The organism is Streptomyces sp. NPDC002886, assembly GCF_042888445.1.
Taxonomy (GTDB): Bacteria; Actinomycetota; Actinomycetes; order Streptomycetales; family Streptomycetaceae; genus Streptomyces.
The window spans coordinates 1,092,055-1,109,727 of record NZ_JBIAPV010000004.1 but is presented as its reverse complement, the minus strand read 5'-3'; the positions used below and the strand labels follow the sequence as shown (position 1 = coordinate 1,109,727).

At 73.7% G+C, this 17,673-nt stretch carries 19 protein-coding genes; 10 read left to right on the top strand and 9 right to left on the bottom strand.

The annotated features are described in order from the left end of the window. Positions 1–49 precede the first annotated feature (49 nt). Both ACFYYB_RS23280 and ACFYYB_RS23275 read left to right on the top strand, forming a co-directional pair. Positions 50–718 (top strand): uracil-DNA glycosylase, encoded by a 669-nt coding sequence (locus ACFYYB_RS23280; protein ID WP_389437247.1) that lies wholly within the window; start codon positions 50–52, stop codon positions 716–718. A 96-nt stretch (positions 719–814) separates the two neighbouring features. Beyond that, positions 815–1,324, top strand: coding sequence for a hypothetical protein (locus ACFYYB_RS23275; protein WP_327307869.1), 510 nt, complete (start codon positions 815–817; stop codon positions 1,322–1,324). A gap of 27 nt (positions 1,325–1,351) precedes the next feature. Here ACFYYB_RS23275 and ACFYYB_RS23270 read toward each other — a convergent pair whose 3' ends face one another. Further along, entirely contained in the window at positions 1,352–1,945 is a 594-nt protein-coding gene (locus ACFYYB_RS23270; protein WP_389437167.1) for a hypothetical protein, read from the bottom strand. Between the two features lie 72 nt (positions 1,946–2,017). Continuing rightward, positions 2,018–2,542: a DinB family protein gene (locus ACFYYB_RS23265; protein WP_389437166.1), complete on the bottom strand. Its 525-nt coding sequence runs from the start codon at positions 2,540–2,542 to the stop codon at positions 2,018–2,020. A gap of 83 nt (positions 2,543–2,625) precedes the next feature. On the opposite strand from ACFYYB_RS23265, the gene ACFYYB_RS23260 reads away from it, so the two are divergent. Beyond that, positions 2,626–3,531: a Gfo/Idh/MocA family oxidoreductase gene (locus tag ACFYYB_RS23260; protein WP_327307872.1), complete on the top strand. Its 906-nt coding sequence runs from the start codon at positions 2,626–2,628 to the stop codon at positions 3,529–3,531. On the opposite strand, the gene lnt is transcribed toward ACFYYB_RS23260, so the two are convergent. The 5 genes from lnt to ACFYYB_RS23235 all read right to left on the bottom strand — a co-directional run bounded on the left by lnt (position 3,455) and on the right by ACFYYB_RS23235 (position 7,630). Then, positions 3,455–5,059, bottom strand: a complete 1,605-nt coding sequence (gene lnt, locus ACFYYB_RS23255; protein WP_389437165.1) for an apolipoprotein N-acyltransferase — start codon at positions 5,057–5,059, stop codon at positions 3,455–3,457. The genes ACFYYB_RS23260 and lnt overlap by 77 nt on opposite strands. A 68-nt stretch (positions 5,060–5,127) precedes the next feature. Further along, positions 5,128–5,607: a nuclear transport factor 2 family protein gene (locus ACFYYB_RS23250; RefSeq protein WP_389437164.1), complete on the bottom strand. Its 480-nt coding sequence runs from the start codon at positions 5,605–5,607 to the stop codon at positions 5,128–5,130. A 69-nt stretch (positions 5,608–5,676) separates the two neighbouring features. Next, positions 5,677–5,853 carry a hypothetical protein gene (locus ACFYYB_RS23245; RefSeq protein WP_266876352.1) on the bottom strand — a complete coding sequence of 59 codons (177 nt, stop codon included), beginning with the start codon at positions 5,851–5,853 and terminating at the stop codon, positions 5,677–5,679. A 112-nt stretch (positions 5,854–5,965) separates the two neighbouring features. Continuing rightward, entirely contained in the window at positions 5,966–6,844 is an 879-nt protein-coding gene (locus ACFYYB_RS23240) for an undecaprenyl-diphosphate phosphatase (RefSeq protein WP_389437163.1), read from the bottom strand. A 48-nt stretch (positions 6,845–6,892) separates the two neighbouring features. Next, the gene (locus ACFYYB_RS23235; RefSeq protein ID WP_389437162.1) at positions 6,893–7,630 is read right to left on the bottom strand and encodes a TVP38/TMEM64 family protein; all 738 of its coding nucleotides are present in this window, start codon (positions 7,628–7,630) and stop codon (positions 6,893–6,895) included. Between the two features lie 49 nt (positions 7,631–7,679). Between ACFYYB_RS23235 and ACFYYB_RS23230 the strand changes: the two genes are divergently transcribed. The 4 genes from ACFYYB_RS23230 to ACFYYB_RS23215 all read left to right on the top strand — a co-directional run bounded on the left by ACFYYB_RS23230 (position 7,680) and on the right by ACFYYB_RS23215 (position 11,680). Continuing rightward, positions 7,680–8,402 carry a DNA alkylation repair protein gene (locus tag ACFYYB_RS23230; RefSeq protein WP_389437161.1) on the top strand — a complete coding sequence of 241 codons (723 nt, stop codon included), beginning with the start codon at positions 7,680–7,682 and terminating at the stop codon, positions 8,400–8,402. A 256-nt stretch (positions 8,403–8,658) separates the two neighbouring features. After that, positions 8,659–9,840, top strand: a complete 1,182-nt coding sequence (tuf, locus tag ACFYYB_RS23225) for an elongation factor Tu (protein ID WP_389437160.1) — start codon at positions 8,659–8,661, stop codon at positions 9,838–9,840. Between the two features lie 84 nt (positions 9,841–9,924). Next, positions 9,925–10,821: a patatin-like phospholipase family protein gene (locus ACFYYB_RS23220; RefSeq protein WP_389437159.1), complete on the top strand. Its 897-nt coding sequence runs from the start codon at positions 9,925–9,927 to the stop codon at positions 10,819–10,821. A gap of 67 nt (positions 10,822–10,888) precedes the next feature. Then, positions 10,889–11,680: a spermidine synthase gene (locus ACFYYB_RS23215; RefSeq protein WP_389437246.1), complete on the top strand. Its 792-nt coding sequence runs from the start codon at positions 10,889–10,891 to the stop codon at positions 11,678–11,680. Between the two features lie 16 nt (positions 11,681–11,696). Here the strand turns inward: ACFYYB_RS23215 and ACFYYB_RS23210 are convergent, their stop codons facing one another. Both ACFYYB_RS23210 and ACFYYB_RS23205 read right to left on the bottom strand, forming a co-directional pair. Then, the gene (locus tag ACFYYB_RS23210; RefSeq protein WP_389437158.1) at positions 11,697–13,010 is read right to left on the bottom strand and encodes an MFS transporter; all 1,314 of its coding nucleotides are present in this window, start codon (positions 13,008–13,010) and stop codon (positions 11,697–11,699) included. Positions 13,011–13,098: 88 nt separating this feature from the next. Further along, entirely contained in the window at positions 13,099–14,169 is a 1,071-nt protein-coding gene (locus tag ACFYYB_RS23205; protein ID WP_389437157.1) for a hypothetical protein, read from the bottom strand. A 95-nt stretch (positions 14,170–14,264) separates the two neighbouring features. Here ACFYYB_RS23205 and ACFYYB_RS23200 point away from each other — a divergent pair, with 95 nt between their 5' ends. From ACFYYB_RS23200 to ACFYYB_RS23190, 3 genes are all read left to right on the top strand, one after another. Further along, complete coding sequence (locus tag ACFYYB_RS23200) at positions 14,265–14,717, top strand: DUF4442 domain-containing protein (protein WP_389437156.1); 453 nt, start codon at positions 14,265–14,267, stop codon at positions 14,715–14,717. 100 nt (positions 14,718–14,817) lie between these two features. Beyond that, positions 14,818–14,970, top strand: coding sequence for a DUF2191 domain-containing protein (locus tag ACFYYB_RS23195; protein WP_389437245.1), 153 nt, complete (start codon positions 14,818–14,820; stop codon positions 14,968–14,970). A 166-nt stretch (positions 14,971–15,136) separates the two neighbouring features. Further along, positions 15,137–17,662, top strand: a complete 2,526-nt coding sequence (locus ACFYYB_RS23190; RefSeq protein WP_389437155.1) for a beta-glucosidase — start codon at positions 15,137–15,139, stop codon at positions 17,660–17,662. The last annotated feature ends 11 nt before the right edge of the window (positions 17,663–17,673 follow it).

Here is a 17,673-nt window from a genome sequence, read left to right as displayed (position 1 = left end):
CGAAGCAGTTGCGCGAGCGCTCATACCGGAGGTTGTCGCCGTGCCCCAGATGCTGCCCGAATCCTGGCTCCCCGTTCTCGGCGGGGAGCTGGAGCAGCCCTACTTCAAAGAGCTCACCGAGTTCGTCGAGAAGGAGCGGGCGAACGGGCCGGTCTACCCGCCCCGCGAGCAGGTCTTCGCGGCCCTGGAGGCGACCGCGTTCGACCAGGTGAAGGTGCTGGTCCTCGGCCAGGACCCCTACCACGGAGCGGGCCAGGGCCACGGGCTGTGCTTCTCCGTGCAGCCCGGCGTGAAGACCCCGCCCTCGCTGCGCAACATCTACAAGGAGATGCAGGCCGAGCTGGGCACCCCCATTCCGGACAACGGCTACCTGATGCCGTGGGCCGAACAGGGCGTCCTGCTGCTCAACGCGGTGCTCACCGTCCGCGAGGCCGAGCCCAACTCGCACAAGGGCAAGGGCTGGGAGAAGTTCACCGACGCGGTGATCCGCGCGGTGGCCGAGCGCCCCGACCCGGCCGTCTTCGTGCTCTGGGGGGCGTACGCGCAGAAGAAGCTCCCGCTGATCGACGAGGAGCGGCACATCGTCGTCAAGGGCGCCCACCCCTCCCCGCTGTCGGCCAAGAAGTTCTTCGGCTCCCGGCCCTTCACCCAGATCAACGAGGCCGTCGCCGCCCAGGGCCATGCGCCGATCGACTGGCGGATCCCGGACCTGGGCTGATGGCCGACCGCGCCTAGGCGGCATTGCAGGTGCCTCCGGCTAGCGTCTTGATGATCGGACCGGAGCAGGTCTGACGGGAACAAGCCGGAGGCCGCGTTGACGGAGCAGCAGGAGGCGTCCGAGGACGCCGTCATGACCAGGATCGGCCAAGCGGTCATCCTGCTGCACGCAGGCGACCGCGAGGAGGCCCGCAACCGGCTCGGCGAGATCTGGTCCGAGATCGGCACGGAGGGCGACTCCCTGCACCGCTGCACGCTCGCGCACTACCTGGCCGACGCGCAGGACGACCCCGCCGAGGAGCTGGCCTGGGACCTGCGCGCCCTGACCGCCGCGCACACCGAGGCCGACGGCCCCGGCCCGCCGGCGGCCGTACGGGTCTTCTACCCCTCGCTGCACCTGAGCCTGGCCGCCGACTACGTGAAGCTACGGCGTCCCGAGGCGGCCCGGATCCACCTGGCGCGGGCCCGCGCGGCCACCGGAGCCCTGGCCGACGACGGGTACGGGAACGGCGTACGGGCCGCCATCGCCCGGCTGGAGCGCCGCCTCGCGGCGGAGCCGACGGAGCCGGCGGAGCGGCGCCGGCCCTTCCCGGAGCAGAACCAGTAGCGGGCGGGGTCTGCCGGTTCCGGGCGGTCAGCCGCCCTGGACGCCCGCGCAGATACGGGCCTCCGGGCTGTCCGGATGCCACCGCCCGTGCCGGCGGCCCAGCGCGCACACATCGGCCGGCCGCACCGGCAGCTCCCTGACCAGCTCGCGCGGCACCTCGCCGCCCTCGCCCTGCGCCCGCCCGGGGTGGCGGCCGTCGGGGCGCCCGTCGGCGTGCTCCCGGTTCCCGCCGGGCCGCCGGGGCTCCGGGATGTCCGGGACCGGAGCGGCGGCCGCCGGGGCTCCGCGGACTGCCCGCCGACCGGTCCCGGCGGCCTCCGCGGCCGGAACCGCGGCCCGTGGGACGGCCGCCCGGCCGGACGTGGAAGGGGCGGGCCCGGCCGGTCGTCCCGGCGCGGCCTCCACGGCCTCCAGCGCCTCCAGGGCGGGTGCCCGGACGACCACCGGCGCGGCCTCCTGGCCGCCGAGGGGCGCGTGCCGGGGCGGGGCCCCCGGGGTGCCGGGGCCGGCGACCGCCCCCGGCGCCCCGGGCGCCGGGGTCACGTTCACGCAGCCGGAGACGGCCGAGACCGCACAGGCGACGCCGAGCAGCAGCTTTGTCGTGGTTCGGGTTGGATGCACTCACCCAACTCTGCTGTGCGAGCACCCCGTCGGGAAAACCCGGAGCCGATATTCACCCCGCACGGGTGACGGCTACTCGCCCGTGGCGCCGTCGATGTGCTCGCGCAGCAGGTCGGCGTGGCCGTTGTGGCGCGCGTACTCCTCGATCATGTGGGTGTAGACCCAGCGCAGGCTGAACACCTCGCCCCGGCGGTGGCTCTCGGGCTTGGAGGCCAGCTCCAGGGAGCGGCCGGCCGCGGCCTGCCGGGCCAGCTCGATCTCGGTCTGCCACACCTTCTCGGCCGCGGCCCAGGTGTCCTCGTCGGTGAAGTGGAAGTCCCCGTCCGGATTCTCGCGGGTGCTGTACAGCTCGGGCAGGTCCTCGTCCAGCATGATCTCCCGGAACCAGTACCGCTCCACCTCCGCCATGTGGCGCACCAGCCCGAGCAGGCTCAGTCCGGACGGCAGCAGCGGGGTGGTGCGCAGCTGGGCGTCGGACAGGCCCTCGCATTTCCAGGCCAGGGTGGAGCGGTGGTAGTCGAGCCAGCCGTCGAGCATCTCGCGCTCGTCGGCCGTGGTGGAGGGTTCGGAACGGTGGGATCCGTCACTGATCGTCATGGGCCCCCATCCTGGTCGAACACGTCCGTGGTCACCACCGATTAGGCTGCGTACTCCCACAAGGAACGAACCTGGAGGTCCCGGTGAAGGTCGGCTGTATCGGACTCGGCGACATCGCGCAGAAGGCGTACCTGCCCGTCCTGACCACCCGCCCGGGGCTCGAACTGCACCTGCAGACCCGGACCCCGGCCACCCTCGAACGGGTCGGCGCCCAGCACCGCGTCCCGGCCGAACGCCTGCACACCGACCTCGACGCGCTGCTCGCGCAGAAGCTCGACGCGGCCTTCGTGCACGCCCCGACCGCCGTCCACCCCGAGATCGTGGAACGGCTGCTCGAAGCGGGCGTGCCCACGTACGTCGACAAGCCGATCGCCTACGAGCTCGCCGAATCCCGCCGCCTGGTCGAACTGGCCGAGGAGCGCGGGGTGTCGCTCGCCGTCGGCTTCAACCGGCGCCACGCGCCCGGCTACGCGCAGTGCGCCGACCACGCGCGCGACCTGATCGTCATGCAGAAGAACCGGGTCGGCCTGCCCGAGGACGTACGGACCTTCGTCCTGGACGACTTCATCCACGTCGTCGACACGCTGCGCTTCCTGCTGCCCGGCGAGGCCGACCAGGTCGACGTACGGGCCGTGGTGCGGGACGGACTGATGAGCCAGGTCGTGCTCCAGCTGTCCGGTACGGGCTTCACCGCGCTCGGCATCATGAACCGCCTCTCCGGGTCCACGGAGGAGGTGCTGGAGGTCTCCGGCCAGGACACCAAGCGTCAGGTCGTCAACCTCGCGGAGGTCATCGACCACAAGGGCCAGCCCACGGTCCGGCGGCGCGGGGACTGGGTGTCGGTGGCCCGCCAGCGCGGCATCGAGCAGGTCGTCGACTCCTTCCTGGAGGCCGTCGCCACGGGCACGACCCTCAGCGCGCGCGACGCGCTGCTGACCCACGAACTGTGCGAGCGGGTGGTGCGCTCGGCGCTGGAACAGGCGTCCTGAGCGAGTCCCGTACGGTGCGGGCGCCCGCGACCGCGCAGTACGCGGCCAGGGCGGCCAGCGCCGCGCCCACCGCCCAGTCCCCGAAGCGGACGTAGAGGGTCGTGCCCCGGGCGAGCGGAACCTCGTACACCCGCGCCGTCCGCGCCGAGGTCGACAGCGCGGACCCGATCCGCTCGCCGGACGGGCCGTGCACCGCGCTGATCCCGGTCAGGGTGGCGTGCACCTCGGGCCGGCCCGTCTCGGCCGCCCGAAGTGCGGACAGCGAGGCGTGCTGGGCCGGGGCCCAGCCGTCCTGGAAGCTGGACGTGGCCGACTGGTCGATCAGCACGGAGGCTCCGTCGCGGACCAGGCGCCGGCTCATGTCGGGGAACGCCGACTCGAAGCAGACCAGCGGGCCGAGGCGGACGTCCGCCCGGCCGGGCAGGGCCATCAGGACCTGAGCGTCGCCCGGGACGCGGTTCTCGTCCGCCGCCTTGCCGACCGAGGTGGCCCAGCCCAGCAGTTCGCGGGCCGGCACGTACTCGCCGAAGGGGACCAGGCGCATCTTGTCGTACCGGTCGCCGGTCGGGCCCGCGGGGCCGACGAGCACCGCCGATTTGCGGATCCCCGGCCGGTCGGTGGCCCGCGCGTCCACGTTGACCAGCAGCGGAGCCCCCACCCGCGCCGACAGCGCGGCGAGCCGCCGGGCCAGGTCCGGGCGGGCCGTCAGGTCCTCGCCGACGCTGCTCTCCCCCCACACCACGAGGTCGGGGCGGAGCCCCGCCAGGATCCCGGTCAGCCGTTCCCCGGCGGCGAAGCGCCGCTCCGCGGCGTCCGGGCCGTCCTCGACCGTGCCCGGCTGTACGACGGCCACGCGCAGCACGCCCGAGACCTCCGGGCGGGGAGCCCACAGCCACACCGCCCCCGTCAGCACCGCGCAGCCCGCCACCCCGGCCAGCGCCGCCGCCCGCGCAGCCCCCGGGGCCGTGACGATCAGCGCGAGCGCGCAGTTCACCGCCACGACCAGCAGGCCGACCAGCCAGACCCCGCCCACCGAAGCCAGCCGCAGCGCGGGCGCCACCTGCCACTGACTGGCACCGAGCAGCCCCCACGGCCCGCCCAGCCCGTTCCACGACCGGGCCAGCTCCGACAGCAGCCAGCCCGCCGGTACGAGGACCAGCGCGGTGCCCGCCCTGATTCCGCCGGGCCGCCCGCCCAGGAACTCGCGTACCAGCAGGGCCCAGGGGATCCAGAGCAGGCCCAGCAGCGCCGCCAGGGCGAACAGGAACACGTGCAGGCTGGGGAGCAGCCAGTGGTGCACGGCGAAGACGAAGCCGGCGCCGCCGAGCCAGCCCTCCAGGGCCGCGCGTCGGCCGGTGGGGGCCGACCTCAGCAGCAGGATCCAGGGCACGAGGGCGACGTAGGCGAACCACCACAGCGCGGGGGCGGGGAAGGCGAGGCAGGGCAGGGCCCCCGAGGCGACGGCCGCCACCGCACGCCACCACGGGACCCGCTTCGGGGCCGTCGAGACCGTAAAGACCGTCAGCATTGCGCAGGCCTCCGCTTCCAGTGTGGAACAGCCCCGCCCGTCGGCCCGCCGGCCGGCTCGTCGATCCGTCAGAACGACATGTGCCGCCACTTCTCGTGGACGGTGACCCGCGAGAGCCGCCAGCCGGACCGGGCGGTACGGGCCACGGCGAAGGTGTAGCGGCCCGCCGCGACGAAGTTCGGCGCGGTCACGGGGGCCGCACCGTCGTCGGGCTCTTCTCCGGCCAGCCGCATGGGATTGAGGAAGTCGGCCCTGACCTCCGCCGTGTCACCGGGGGAGCCGGCCAGGTCCGGGATCCGGATCAGCCGGTTCACGATGAGGTGCTGGCGCACCGGGAACAGCTTCATCGTCTCCGCGAGCCAGTCCGCGACCTCCCCGGCCGGGCCCTCGATCCCGCCGGCCGAGGCGTAGTCGGCCCGCCCGCCCGGGGCGAACAGGGCCCGGTACGCGTCCCAGTCGCCGTCGTCCACGGCGATGGCGTACCCCGTGACCAGCTCGTCGATCGCCAGTCGGTCCATCACGCCCGCAAGGTCCACACGCTGCGTCATCGGGTCAGTGTGCGGGCGCGGGGCGCGGAGGCCAAGGGGCGTGCGCGGCCCGGATCTTCCGGCGGCGGATCAGTGACCGGAACGCGCCTCCCGGGGGCGGACCACCACGAGGTAGGCGTCGCTGGCCAGATCCATCACCACCTCCGCGGGCACGCCCTCGCGCGTCCGCTGCGCCGCGTACTCCTCCGCCGGCCAACTCCCCCTCGGACTTCCGGCCGGAAACCGCTCCAACACCACTCGACCCATGGGACACCCCCTGCTGTTCGTCTTCAGGTCTCTCCCTCCACAACGACGCGGAGGCCGCCCGGGAACGTTCCCGGGCGGCCTCCGATTCACGCGAAGCGGTGAAGGTCCCTTACTAGCCGGCCGACTCGCCGGCGTGGGGGCTGAGGACACCCATGCCGATCAGGACGAACAGCAGGATGCCGAGCAGGACCCGGTAGATCACGAACGGCATGAAGCTCTTGCTGGAGATGAACTTCATGAACCACGCGATGACCACGTAGCCGACGACGAAGGCGACGACCGTGGCGAAGATGGTCTGGGGCCATTCGATGTGCCCCGGGTCCTCCATCACGTCCTTGATCTCGAACAGGCCGGAGGCCAGCACGGCCGGAATGGCGAGGAGGAAGGAGTAGCGGGCCGCGGCCTCGCGGGTGAAGCCCAGCAGCAGACCGCCGGAGAGCGTGGCACCGGACCGGGACACACCCGGGATCAGGGCCATCGCCTGGCAGAGACCGAAGACGAGGCCGTCCTTGACTCCCAGTTCCTTCAGGGTCTTGCGCTCGCGGATGGCGCGGTGCCGGCCGCCCTCCTCGTCGCGCGCGGCCAGCCGGTCGGCCACGCCGAGCACGATGCCCATCACGATGAGGGTGGTGGCGATCAGTCGCAGATCGCGGAACGGGCCCTCGATCTGGTCCTTGAAGGCGAGGCCGAGGACGCCGATCGGAATCGAGCCGACGATCACCAGCCAGCCCATCTTGGCTTCCTGCTCGGAGCGCAGCGCCTTGGTGTACAGCGAGCGGAACCACGTGGAGATGATCTTCGCGATGTCCTTGCGGAAGTAGATCAGTACGGCGGCTTCGGTGCCGATCTGCGTGATGGCGGTGAAGGCAGCTCCCGGGTCGTGCCAGCCGGCGAACGCCGCGGTCAGCCGGAGATGGGCGCTGGAGGAGATCGGGAGGAACTCCGTAAGTCCTTGGACGAGACCGAGGATGAGGGATTCGATCCAGTTCATGTCGGGGTGCGCTCGTCCTTGTGATCGTCGGGCAGTTCGGGTCCGATGCTAGGGCCCGTGGGGTGCGGCCGTGACCACAGGGGGGTGTACAGCCGTCAGTTCCCGTGCGGACACGGGCCGCTCGGCCCCGCGTACGGGCGCCAGCCGGTGCCGCTTGCGCCAGGCGACGACCGCCGCCCCGACCGCGGAGAGGGCGATGAAGCCGAACGAGGCGAGGAACGCGGGAGAGGTGGGGGAGGAGGCGCTGGCCCCCGCGATCACGTACGCGGCGGTGTTCGGGACCACGCCGATCGCGGTGGCGAGGAGGAAGGGGAGCCAGCCGCAGCGGGACAGCGCGGCGGCGTAGTTGGCCATCGCGAAGGGCAGACCGGGGAAGATCCGGATCGCGAGCATCGAGCGGAAGCCGTGCCGGGCCAGCTGGTCGTCGGCCGCCTGCAGCCAGCGGCCGCGGATCAGCGGACGCAGGGCGTCGCGGCCCATCATCCGGCCGAGGCCGAAGGAGATCCCCGCGCCGATCACCGAGCCGCCGACCGCGGCGAGCAGGCCGAACGGGGAGCCGAAGAGGGCCCCGGCGGCCAGGTTCAGCAAGGGGCGCGGCACCAGGGCGGCCGTGCACACCCCGTACGCCGCGGCGAAGAGCAGGACGGCGGTGCCCACCGGGAGCCCCGGGGGCCAGCCCTCCGAGAGCAGGCGCTGGGGCTCGTACAGCACGACGCAGACGCCGGCCGCGAGGAGCAGCACGACGAGCAGCGAGAGCCGCGTCCACGGCGCGAGGAGGAGGGACATTCCGGGAGACTAACCGACCCCCCTGTCCGGGCGCCGTAATCTGGGCCTCATGCAGTCGAACGACCGGCGGCCGTCGCGGGTTCCGCGGAGCGACCTGGCCGAGCTCGTGGTGGCCCGGCTCAAGGAGTCCTACGGCGCCGCGGCCGACGGTGAGCGGGCCGGGCCCATGACCGCGTACATGAAGGACGTCTCGCCCTTCCTCGGGATCCCCACCCCGCTGCGCCGCGAGCTGTCCCGGGCCGTGACCAAGGACACGCCGAAACCGTCCGAAACGGACTGCGCGGCCCTCGCGCTGCACTGCTGGGAGCTTCCGGAGCGCGAATACCGGTACTTCGCCGTCGACTACCTGCGCCGGCACGTCTCGCGCTGCTCCTCCGGCTTCCTGCCCGTGGTCCGGCACCTGATCGTGACCGACTCCTGGTGGGACACCGTCGACCTGCTCGCCGCGCACACGGTCGGCCCGCTCGTGGCGGCGGACCCGGCCCTCGCCGCCGTCATGGACGAGTGGATCGGTGACGAGAACCTGTGGGTGGCCCGCACCGCCCTGCTCCACCAGCTCGCCTACAAGTCCGCGACCGACGCCGACCGGCTCTTCGCGTACTGCCGCCGCCAGGCCGGCCACCCCGACTTCTTCATCCGCAAGGCCATCGGCTGGTGCCTGCGCGAGTACGCCAAGACGGACCCCGGCGCCGTACGCGCCTTCGTCAGCGCCGAGCGGGAGTCGCTGTCCCCGCTCTCGGCGCGCGAGGCGCTGAAGAACACCGGCGGGTAATTCGCTGGCCCCGCCCCGCCCGTTCCGGCAGGATCTGGCACATGTCCAGGCAGACCTTCCCCGCAGCGCCGTCCGCAGTCGCGGACGCGCCGAAGGCTGCCGTCCCCGCACCGCTCCCCGCGGGCGCGACCGCATTCGGCGGCGCACGAAGCTGACCCTTCCCGGATCGTCCGGCGGACCCCACAGGGGGAGGGTCGGTTCGCTCAGGGGGTCCCGTCATTCGAGCTTCAGCTTCGGAACCACACGGGAAGACATCATGGCCAAGACGGCCTTCGTGCGCACCAAGCCGCACCTCAACATCGGCACCATGGGTCACGTCGACCACGGCAAGACGACGCTGACCGCCGCCATCACCAAGGTCCTCGCCGAGCGCGGCGGCGCCTCCTTCGTGCCCTTCGACCGGATCGACCGGGCTCCCGAGGAGGCCCGGCGCGGCATCACCATCAACCTCACGCACGTCGAGTACGAGACCGACACCCGGCACTACGCCCACGTGGACATGCCGGGCCACGCCGACTACATCAAGAACATGGTCACGGGCGCGGCCCAGCTCGACGGGGCGATCCTCGTCGTCTCCGCTCTCGACGGGGTCATGCCGCAGACCGCCGAGCACGTGCTCCTCGCCCGGCAGGTCGGCGTCGACCACATCGTCGTCGCGCTGAACAAGGCCGACGCCGGGGACCCCGAGCTCACCGACCTGGTCGAGCTGGAGGTCCGCGAGCTGCTCACCGCGAACGGGTACGGCGGGGACGCCGCCCCCGTCGTACGGGTCTCCGGGCTCGGGGCGCTGGACGGCGACCCGCGCTGGACCTCCTCGATCGAGGCCCTGCTCGACGCCGTTGACACGTACGTGCCCACGCCCGTGCGGTACACCGACGCGCCGTTCCTGATGCCGGTGGAGAACGTGCTGACCATCACCGGTCGCGGCACCGTCGTCACCGGCGCCGTGGAGCGGGGCACCGTGGCCATGGGGGACCGCGTCGCGCTGCTCGGCGCCGGCGAGGGCGCGGCCGTGGAGTCCGTGGTCACCGGGCTGGAGACCTTCGGGAAGCCGATGGACTCCGCCGAGGCCGGGGACAACGTCGCCCTGCTGCTGCGCGGGGTGCCCCGCGACGCGGTGCGCCGCGGGGACGTGGTGGCCGCGCCCGGCAGCGTCGTACCGGGTCGCCGCTTCACGGCGCGGGTGTACCTGCTGTCCACCCGCGAGGGCGGCCGTACCACGCCGGTGGCGACCGGCTACCGGCCCCAGTTCTACCTCCGCACCGCCGACGTGGTGGGGAACGTGGACCTGGGCGAGGCCGGCGCGGCCCGGCCGGGGGACACGGTCACCATGACCGTCGAGCTCGGGCGGGACGTCCCGCTGGAGAGCGGCCTCGGCTTCGCGATCCGCGAGGGCGGGCGCACCGTCGGGGCCGGGACGGTGACCGAGGTGGGCTAGCGGCCCGGCGGTACCCGCTGTGGTGGCGGTGGTCGGCTTGCGCCAGACTGCCGTCACCACAGGCATGCGGGGAGGGAGCGGCACATGGGCAGCGGCGGCGATGGCGGCAGCGGGGAAGGCGACCGGGAAGGCGGGGGCACGGCTCTGGTGCTCGGCGGCGGCGGGCTGACCGGCGTCGGCTGGGAGGCCGGGATGCTCTACGGGCTGGCCCGCGCGGGCGTCGACCTGACCGGCGCCGACCTGGTCGTCGGGACCTCGGCCGGCTCGGTCGTCGGCGCGCAGCTCACCTCCGGACTGCTCACCCCGCAGGAGCTGTACGAGCGCCAGCTCGGCGACCCCGGCGGGGAGCTGCCCGCGAAGCTGGGGGCCTCCCTGATCGGGCGGTACGCCGTCGCGATGGTGCGCTCCCGCGACGCGCGGTCCTACCGGCGCCGGATCGGCGCCTTCGCGCTCGCCGCCGACACCGAGCCGGAGGGCGTGCGCCGCAAGGTGCTGGAAGCCCGGCTGGTGTCGCACGACTGGCCCGAGCGGCGCCTCGTCGTCACGGCGGTGGACGCGCTGACCGGCGAACTCGCCGCCTTCGAGCGCGGGAGCGAGGCCGGGCTGCTCGACGCCGTCTCGGCGAGCTGCGCCGTCCCCGGGGTGTGGCCGCCCGTGACCGTCGCGGGCCGGCGGTTCATCGACGGCGGGATCCGCTCCGCGACCAACGCCGACCTCGCCTCCGGCTACGGGCGCGTGGTGATCCTCGCGCCGATGGCCACGGGCGCCGGACTGATCCCCTCGCCCGCGTCGCAGGCCGCCCGGCTGAGGGAGGCCGGGGCGAAGGTGCTGCTGATCACCCCGTCGCCGCAGGCCCGCAAGGTCTTCGGGCGCAACGTACTGGACCCCGCGCGCCGCGATCCCGCCGCCCGGGCGGGGCTGGAGCAGGCCGCGGTCCACGTGGAGCAGGCGCGCGAGGTGTGGGCCGCTCCGGGGGCCTGACAATGGTGCGGTGAGTGACGAACAGATCCCGGTGATCCGGGACGTGGCCCAGGGCACCGCCAAACTGATGCCGGACATCGACCGGGAGCGGGCCTGGCTGCTCACCGTGGACGGGGCGCCGCAGTCCTACGTGGACCTCGACGACCCGGAGCACCTGGAGTTCGAGTACGTACGCCGCCTCGCGCACGTCCTGGACTGCGTGGGCGAGCCGGGGGCCGCGCTGGACCTGCTGCACCTGGGCGGCGGGGCGCTGACCCTGCCGCGGTACGCGGCGGCGGGCCGCCCGGGTTCGCGGCAGGACGTGGTCGAGTTCGACGCCGGGCTCGTCGCGCTGGTCGGGGAGTTCCTGCCGGTGGCCGCCGGGAGCGGGATCACGGTGCACGTCGCCGACGCGCGGGCCTGGCTGGCCGCGGCGCCGGACGCGAGCGCGGACGTGGTGGTCGGCGATGTCTTCGGGGGATCCCGGGTGCCCGCTTCGCTGGCCTCGGTGGAGTACGCGCGGGAGGTCGCGCGGGTGCTGCGGCCCGGCGGGGTGTACGTGGCCAACCTCGCCGACGGGGCGCCGTTCGGCTTCCTGAAGGGGCAGCTCGCAAACTTCGGGGCGGCCTTCGGGGAGTTGGCCCTGATCGCGGAGCCCGGGGTGCTGCGGGGACGGCGGTTCGGGAACGCGGTGCTGCTGGCTTCGCGGCGGGAGCTGCCGGTGGCGGAGCTGACGCGGGCGTGCGCGGGGGACGCGTTTCCCGCGCGGGTGGAGGCGGGGGCGGCTCTCGCGCGGCTGATGCGGGGGGCCCTGCCGGTGTCCGACGCCGATGCGGTGGCTTCGCCCGAACCGCCGGAGGGGGCGTTCAGCCTCGGCTGAGGGGGTTCCCCGCGCCTCAGACGCCGGCGGGGCTGGACTGGGCGGGGCTCGGCTTGGTGAGGTCGAGGGCGCCGGGGCCGATGGGGGCGGGCGGTTTGCGGGTCATGCGGCGGACGTCCGGGACCAGGAGGACGGCGGCCGTCGCGATGATCACCAGGGCCGCGCAGCCCCAGAGGGCCGAGGTGCGGCCGATCGCCGATTCGACCGGGCCGGCCACCGCCATGGCCAGCGGGAGCAGCGACAGCGAGCCGAACCAGTCGTAGGCGGAGACGCGGGAGAACATCTCCTCCGGGATCTCCTGGTGCATCGTCGTCATCCAGTTCACGGCGAACATCTCGATGGTCACGCCGCTCACGAACATCGCCAAGCACAGCCCCCACACCGGGAGCGGCACGGCGAGTCCCGCCGCGGGGAGCGCGCTCGGGAACATGCACAGGGTGGCGACCAGCAGCAGCCGGCGCGGCCTCCAGAACATCATGAGGACGGCCCCGCCGATGGTGCCGAGACCGAAGAAGGCCAGGGCCACGCCCCAGGGAGCCGCCCCGCCCAGTCGCTCCACGGCGACCAGGGGACCGTAGACCGCTTCGGCGGCGCCGATGACGGCCACGACGACCGAGAACTGGAGCACGATGCTCCACAGCCAGGGGCGGCTCCTGAACTCCGCCCAGCCCTCGCGCAGATCGGCCAGCAACCCGCCGCCGGGGGCGCGCTCGGGGATGTGGCCGACGTCGAGGAAGGCCCGTAGGGCTCCCGCGGCGGCGAACGCGGCCGCGTCCACGGCGAGGACCCAACCGGGGCCCATGAAGGCGACCATGGCTCCGCCGAGGGCGGCGCCGCCGACACCGGCGCCGTTCATCGCCATCCGGAAGACGGCGAAGGCGCGGGTGGCCTGCGGGCCGGAGACGGTGGCCATGAGCATGCCCTCGGCGGCCGGGTTGAAGAAGGCCGTTCCGGTGCCGCACAGCGCCGTGAGCAGCATCATCTGCCACAGCTTCGGATCGCCGGTCAGGACGAGTACGGCGAAGACGCCCTGCGAGAGGAAGTTGAGGGCGTTGGCCGCGACCATGACGTGGTGGCGGGGGATCCGGTCGGCGACGGCTCCGCCGATGAGGAGGAAGAGGACGAGCGGCAGCGTGCGGGCGGCGGCCACCAGGCCGACGTCACCGGCGGAGCCGCCCGACTGCACGACCGCCCAGGTGGTCGCGATGAGCGCTCCGTGGCTCCCGAGGTTCGTGATGACCGCGGCACCCGTCAGCAGGGTGTAGTTGCGGCCGGCCCACTCGGGCTTGCGGCCGGGGGCGGTGGCGACGGGGGAGGGTAGAGAGCTCACCTCCGGACTATCCACGCCCCGGGCCGGGAATCCAAACGGATTTCCGGCCCGGGGGCGGAGACGCCGGAGGTCAGCCCGCGTCGAGAGGTCAGCCCGCGTTGAGGCGGACGCTGCTCAGGATCTTCTCGTAGGTCTCCTTGCTCACTTCGCCCGGGACGCCCGCGGCGCCGTAGAGGACCCAGGTGGAGAGGTCACCGTTGGCGGTCGTGAAGCTGAAGGCGACGGACTTGCCGTCCGAGGAGCACTTGTTCTCCTTGGGCAGGCCGCTGACGGTCGCGGTCGCCATGTGCCCCTTGAGCCCGGAGGAGGTCGTGTACTCCTTCGCCTGGACGACCTTGGTGGTGCCCTTCGGCGCCTTCTGCGCGTACGCGGCGAAGGCCCAGTTGCCGGCCTCGTTGTACGCGGCCTCGGCGGTGCTCTTCGCGCCCATGCCGCCCTTGGTGCCGACGGCGGCCAGGGAGGTCGAATCCTCCTTGCCGTCCTTGTCGGCGTCGACCAGGCACCACTCCTCCTTGAGGATGGCGGGCGCGCTCATCATGACGAGGGCCGAGCCGTCGGTCTTGGACTCGTCCCCGAAGCCGATGGACAGGCCCGAGGACTGGACGTCCCAGTCCGGCGGGACGTCGAAGGCGGTGCCGCGCTTCGGGTTGAGGACGACCTTCCAGCCGGGGATCACCGGCTTGACCTCACCGCCGCCGCGCGGGTTGGCGCTGGAGCCCGCGGGCGCGGGCGCCGACGCGGAGGAGGAGGCCGGGGCGGAGGGGGAGGAGCTCGGCTTGCCGTCCGCCCGGTCGGAGCCCTTGTCGTCCCGGGTCAGGACGAACGCCCCGGTGGCGGCGGCCGCCACGACGACGGCCGAGGCCGCGACGATGGCCACGGTCTTGGTCGCGAACGGGCTTCCGCCGCGCGGCGGCGGGGGCGGCGGGGTGCCGCCCCACTGGGGTACGGGAACGGTCGGGGGCTGCTGGCCCCACCCCTGGGGAGCGGGGGGCTGCTGCGGGTACCCGTAGCCGGGCTGCGGCTGCTCCCCGTACGCCGCCGTCGGCTGCTGCTGCTGCTGGTACGGGTTCGGCGTTCCCGGCTGCTGCTGGTACGGGTTCTGATGCGCGTCCTGGGGGTTGGGTTCTCCCCCGGGCGGCTGCTGCTGTCCTGGCCACATGGCCGGTAACGATAGTGGGAGTGCGGTCGGGGATCCACGGCCGCCCCCGGACGGGTATGGCCAAGGCCTACTACTCGTGGGTAACATCGCGTGCCATGAGCGCTGAACAGATGAACGTGGGCGAACTGCTCGCCGCGACCGTGCCGATGGCCAAGACCCTGAACCTCCAGTTCCTGGAGACCACCCCCGAGCGTGCCGTCGTCCGGCTTCCGGACCAGCCCGACTTCCACAACCACCTCGGCGGCCCGCACGCCGGCGCCATGTTCACCCTCGCCGAGTCCGCGAGCGGCGCGATCGTCCTGGCCGCCTTCGGCGACCAGCTCTCGCGCGCGGTGCCCCTCGCGGTGAGCGCGCAGATCGGCTACAAGAAGCTCGCCAAGGGCGTCGTGACGGCCACCGCCACCCTCGGCCGCCCGGCCGCCGAGGTCGTCGCCGAACTCGACGCGGGCGGCCGCCCGGAGTTCCCCGTCACCATCGCCATCCAGCGGGAGGACGAGGCCGTGACCGGCGAGATGACCGTGGTCTGGACCCTGCGCCCCAACGCCTGAGCCCGCTAGAGTCCCTCCTCCGACGACGGATGGAGGGGGTCCCGTGCCGGGCCGAGCCAAGATCAGCATCAGCCTCGACGCCGAGCTCGTGGTGGAGGTGATGGTCCTCGCCGGGATCGGTTCGCCCCAGGACGCGGTCGAGGCCGTCGTACGGGACTACATCGAGCGCGGCCACCGCACCGAGGCACGGGTCCAGCTCCAGGACGAGCCCCGCCGCGAGGCCGACTTCGGGGACCGGCCGCCGCAGGGCTGAGCTTCGGCGCCCTCCGGTCGCAGCCGCCGCAGGGCTGAACATCGGGCGCGCGGTGGCGCGCCTGAAGCGGGCCCGCGCGGGGGGCGGCGCACAGTGGGGGCGGGAGCGGTCCGGCGCGGGCCGCTCCCGCCACCTGACGCCGATGCCCACGCCGCAGGGAGCGCCCATGAGCGAGGCCGTGTCCAGACGCCGTGCGATGCGACTCCTCGGGGCGATGGGCGTGGCCCTCGGCGCGGCCGGCTGCGTGCCGGCGCCGCCGCCCGGCACGCAGCCCCGTAAGGCCTCCGACCCCGGGGGATCCCCCGCCGCCGCGCCCGCGGCCGGGGCCGCCGCCCGGATCGACGCCCTGCTGGACCGGCTCACCCTGGAGGAGAAGACCGTCCTGCTGCACGGCGGCCCGGACCCCGAACCGCTGGGCCAGGCCGGCTACGTGCCGGGCATCCCGCGCCTGGGCATCCCGGCGCTGCGCCTCGCCGACGGCCCGGCGGGAGTCCGCGTGGCCAGGCCCGCCACCGCGCTGCCCGCGCCGGTCCTGCTCGCCTCCGCCTTCGACCCGGCGCTCGCCCGCGCGTACGGGCGGGTCATCGGGCGTGAGGGCCGCGCGCTCGGCATCGACGTGCTCCTCTCGCCGATGGCCAACCTCATCCGCACCCCGTACGCCGGACGGAACTTCGAGACGTTCTCGGAGGACCCGAAGCTGACGGGGGACCTGGTCGCCGAGGTCGTCCGCGGCATCCAGGACGAGGGCCTCATCGCCACCGTCAAGCACTTCGCGCTCAACAACCAGGAGAAGGGCCGCGACACCGTCGACGTGATCGCCGCCGAACGGACCCTCCACGAGACGGAGCTACGGGGCTTCGAAGCCGCCGTGGCCGCCGGGGCCGGCGCCGTGATGGGCGCCTACAACAAGGTCAATGGGGTCTACGCCTGCGAGAACAAGCCCCTCCTCGACGAACTGCTTCGCGGGCGATGGGGGTTCGACGGCTGGGTGATGTCGGACTGGGACGCCACCCACAGCACCGTCGCCTCGATCGGCGCCGGCCTCGACATGGAGATGCCCGCGGGCACCCACTACGGCGCCCCGCTGCGCGAGGCGGTGCGCGGGGGCTCCGTCCACGAGGACACCGTGGACCTCGCCGTACGCCGGATCCTGACCGTCATGGACCGCTTCGGACTGCTCGCCGGGCACCCCGCCGCGCGGCCCGCCCGGGACGCCGCCGCCGGTGCCCGTACGGCGCGGCAGATCGCCACCGCCGGAGCGGTCCTGCTGCGCAACGAGCGGGCGACCCTGCCGCTGACCGGCCCCGCCGCCCGCTCCGTCGCGGTGATCGGCCCCACCGGGCGGACCCCCTTCGTCGGCGGCGGCGGCAGCGCCCATGTCGTGCCGGACGCGGCCGCCGCCCCCCTCGACGAGATCCGGCGGCGGGCCGGGAGCGGCTCCACGGTGACCTACGCGCTCGGCGAGGACCTGTACGGGCGCCCGCTGCCGGCGAACCTGCTGACGCCCGGCGCGGGCCTCGAGGACCGGGCGGTGGCCCCCGGGCGCACCTGGGGCTACGAGGGCACCTTCCGGCTCGCCGCCGACGACGAGTGGACCCTGCTCGTCCACTACACCGGGAAACGGCCGGCCGTCCGGCTCGACGGGGAGGAACTGTTCCCCGTACGGCAGGGCGCGGCCGAGCAGTTCGCCGGAGGACTGCTCGGCGCCGCGCCCGACGGCCGCAGCGTGCGCCGCCGCACCCTCGCGCTCAAGGCGGGCGAACACCGCCTCGCCGTCTTCGCCGAGGGAGGACCGAAGGGGCAGCGGCTGCGGCTGCGGCACACCACGAAGGCGACGCGGGCCGCCGACCTCGCCGAGGCCGTCAAGGCGGCCAAGGCGGCCAGCAGCGTGGTGCTGTTCGCCTACGAGGACGCCACCGAGGGCAGCGACCGCACCTCGCTGGCGCTCCCCGGCGGCCAGGCGGCGCTGATCGAGGCGGTCGCCGCCGCCAACCCGCGCACCACGGTGGTGCTCAACACCTCCTCCGGTACGGCCATGCCGTGGCTGCCGCGCACCGGAGCGGTCCTTCAGATGTACTACCCGGGCCAGGAGGGCGCGGCCGCCACCGCCGCCGTGCTCTTCGGTGACGCGGACCCCGGCGGCCGCCTCACCCAGACCTTCCCGGCCGACGAGCGGGCGAGCCCGGTCGGCGCGGACCCGGTCCGCTATCCGGGGGTCGGCGGGCGGCAGGAGTACACCGAGGGCGTGCACGTCGGCCACCGCTGGTACGACCAGCAACGGGTGGCTCCGCTGTTCGCCTTCGGGCACGGGCTCTCGTACACGACCTGGGCGTACGAGAAGCTGGCGGTCCGGCGGGGCGGCGCGCACGGGAAGCACGGCGGGCTCCGCGTGGAGTTCACCGTCCGCAACACCGGACACCGCGTCGGCACCGAGGTGGCCCAGGTCTACGTAGGCCCGTCCCCGGACCTGAAACTGGATCAGCCGGTCCGGGCGCTGGCGGGGTACCGGCGGCTCACCCTCAAGCCCGGCGAGGCGCGGCGGATCGTCCTGGACATCGACGCGCGCACCCTGTCCTCCTGGGATCCGGAGCGGGACGCGTGGGTGGTGGGGACGGGCCGACGTGAAGTGTTCGCGGGGCGTTCCTCGCGCGAACTGCCGCTGCGGGCAAAGGCTGTGGTGGCGACCGGATAGGCTGCCCGTTC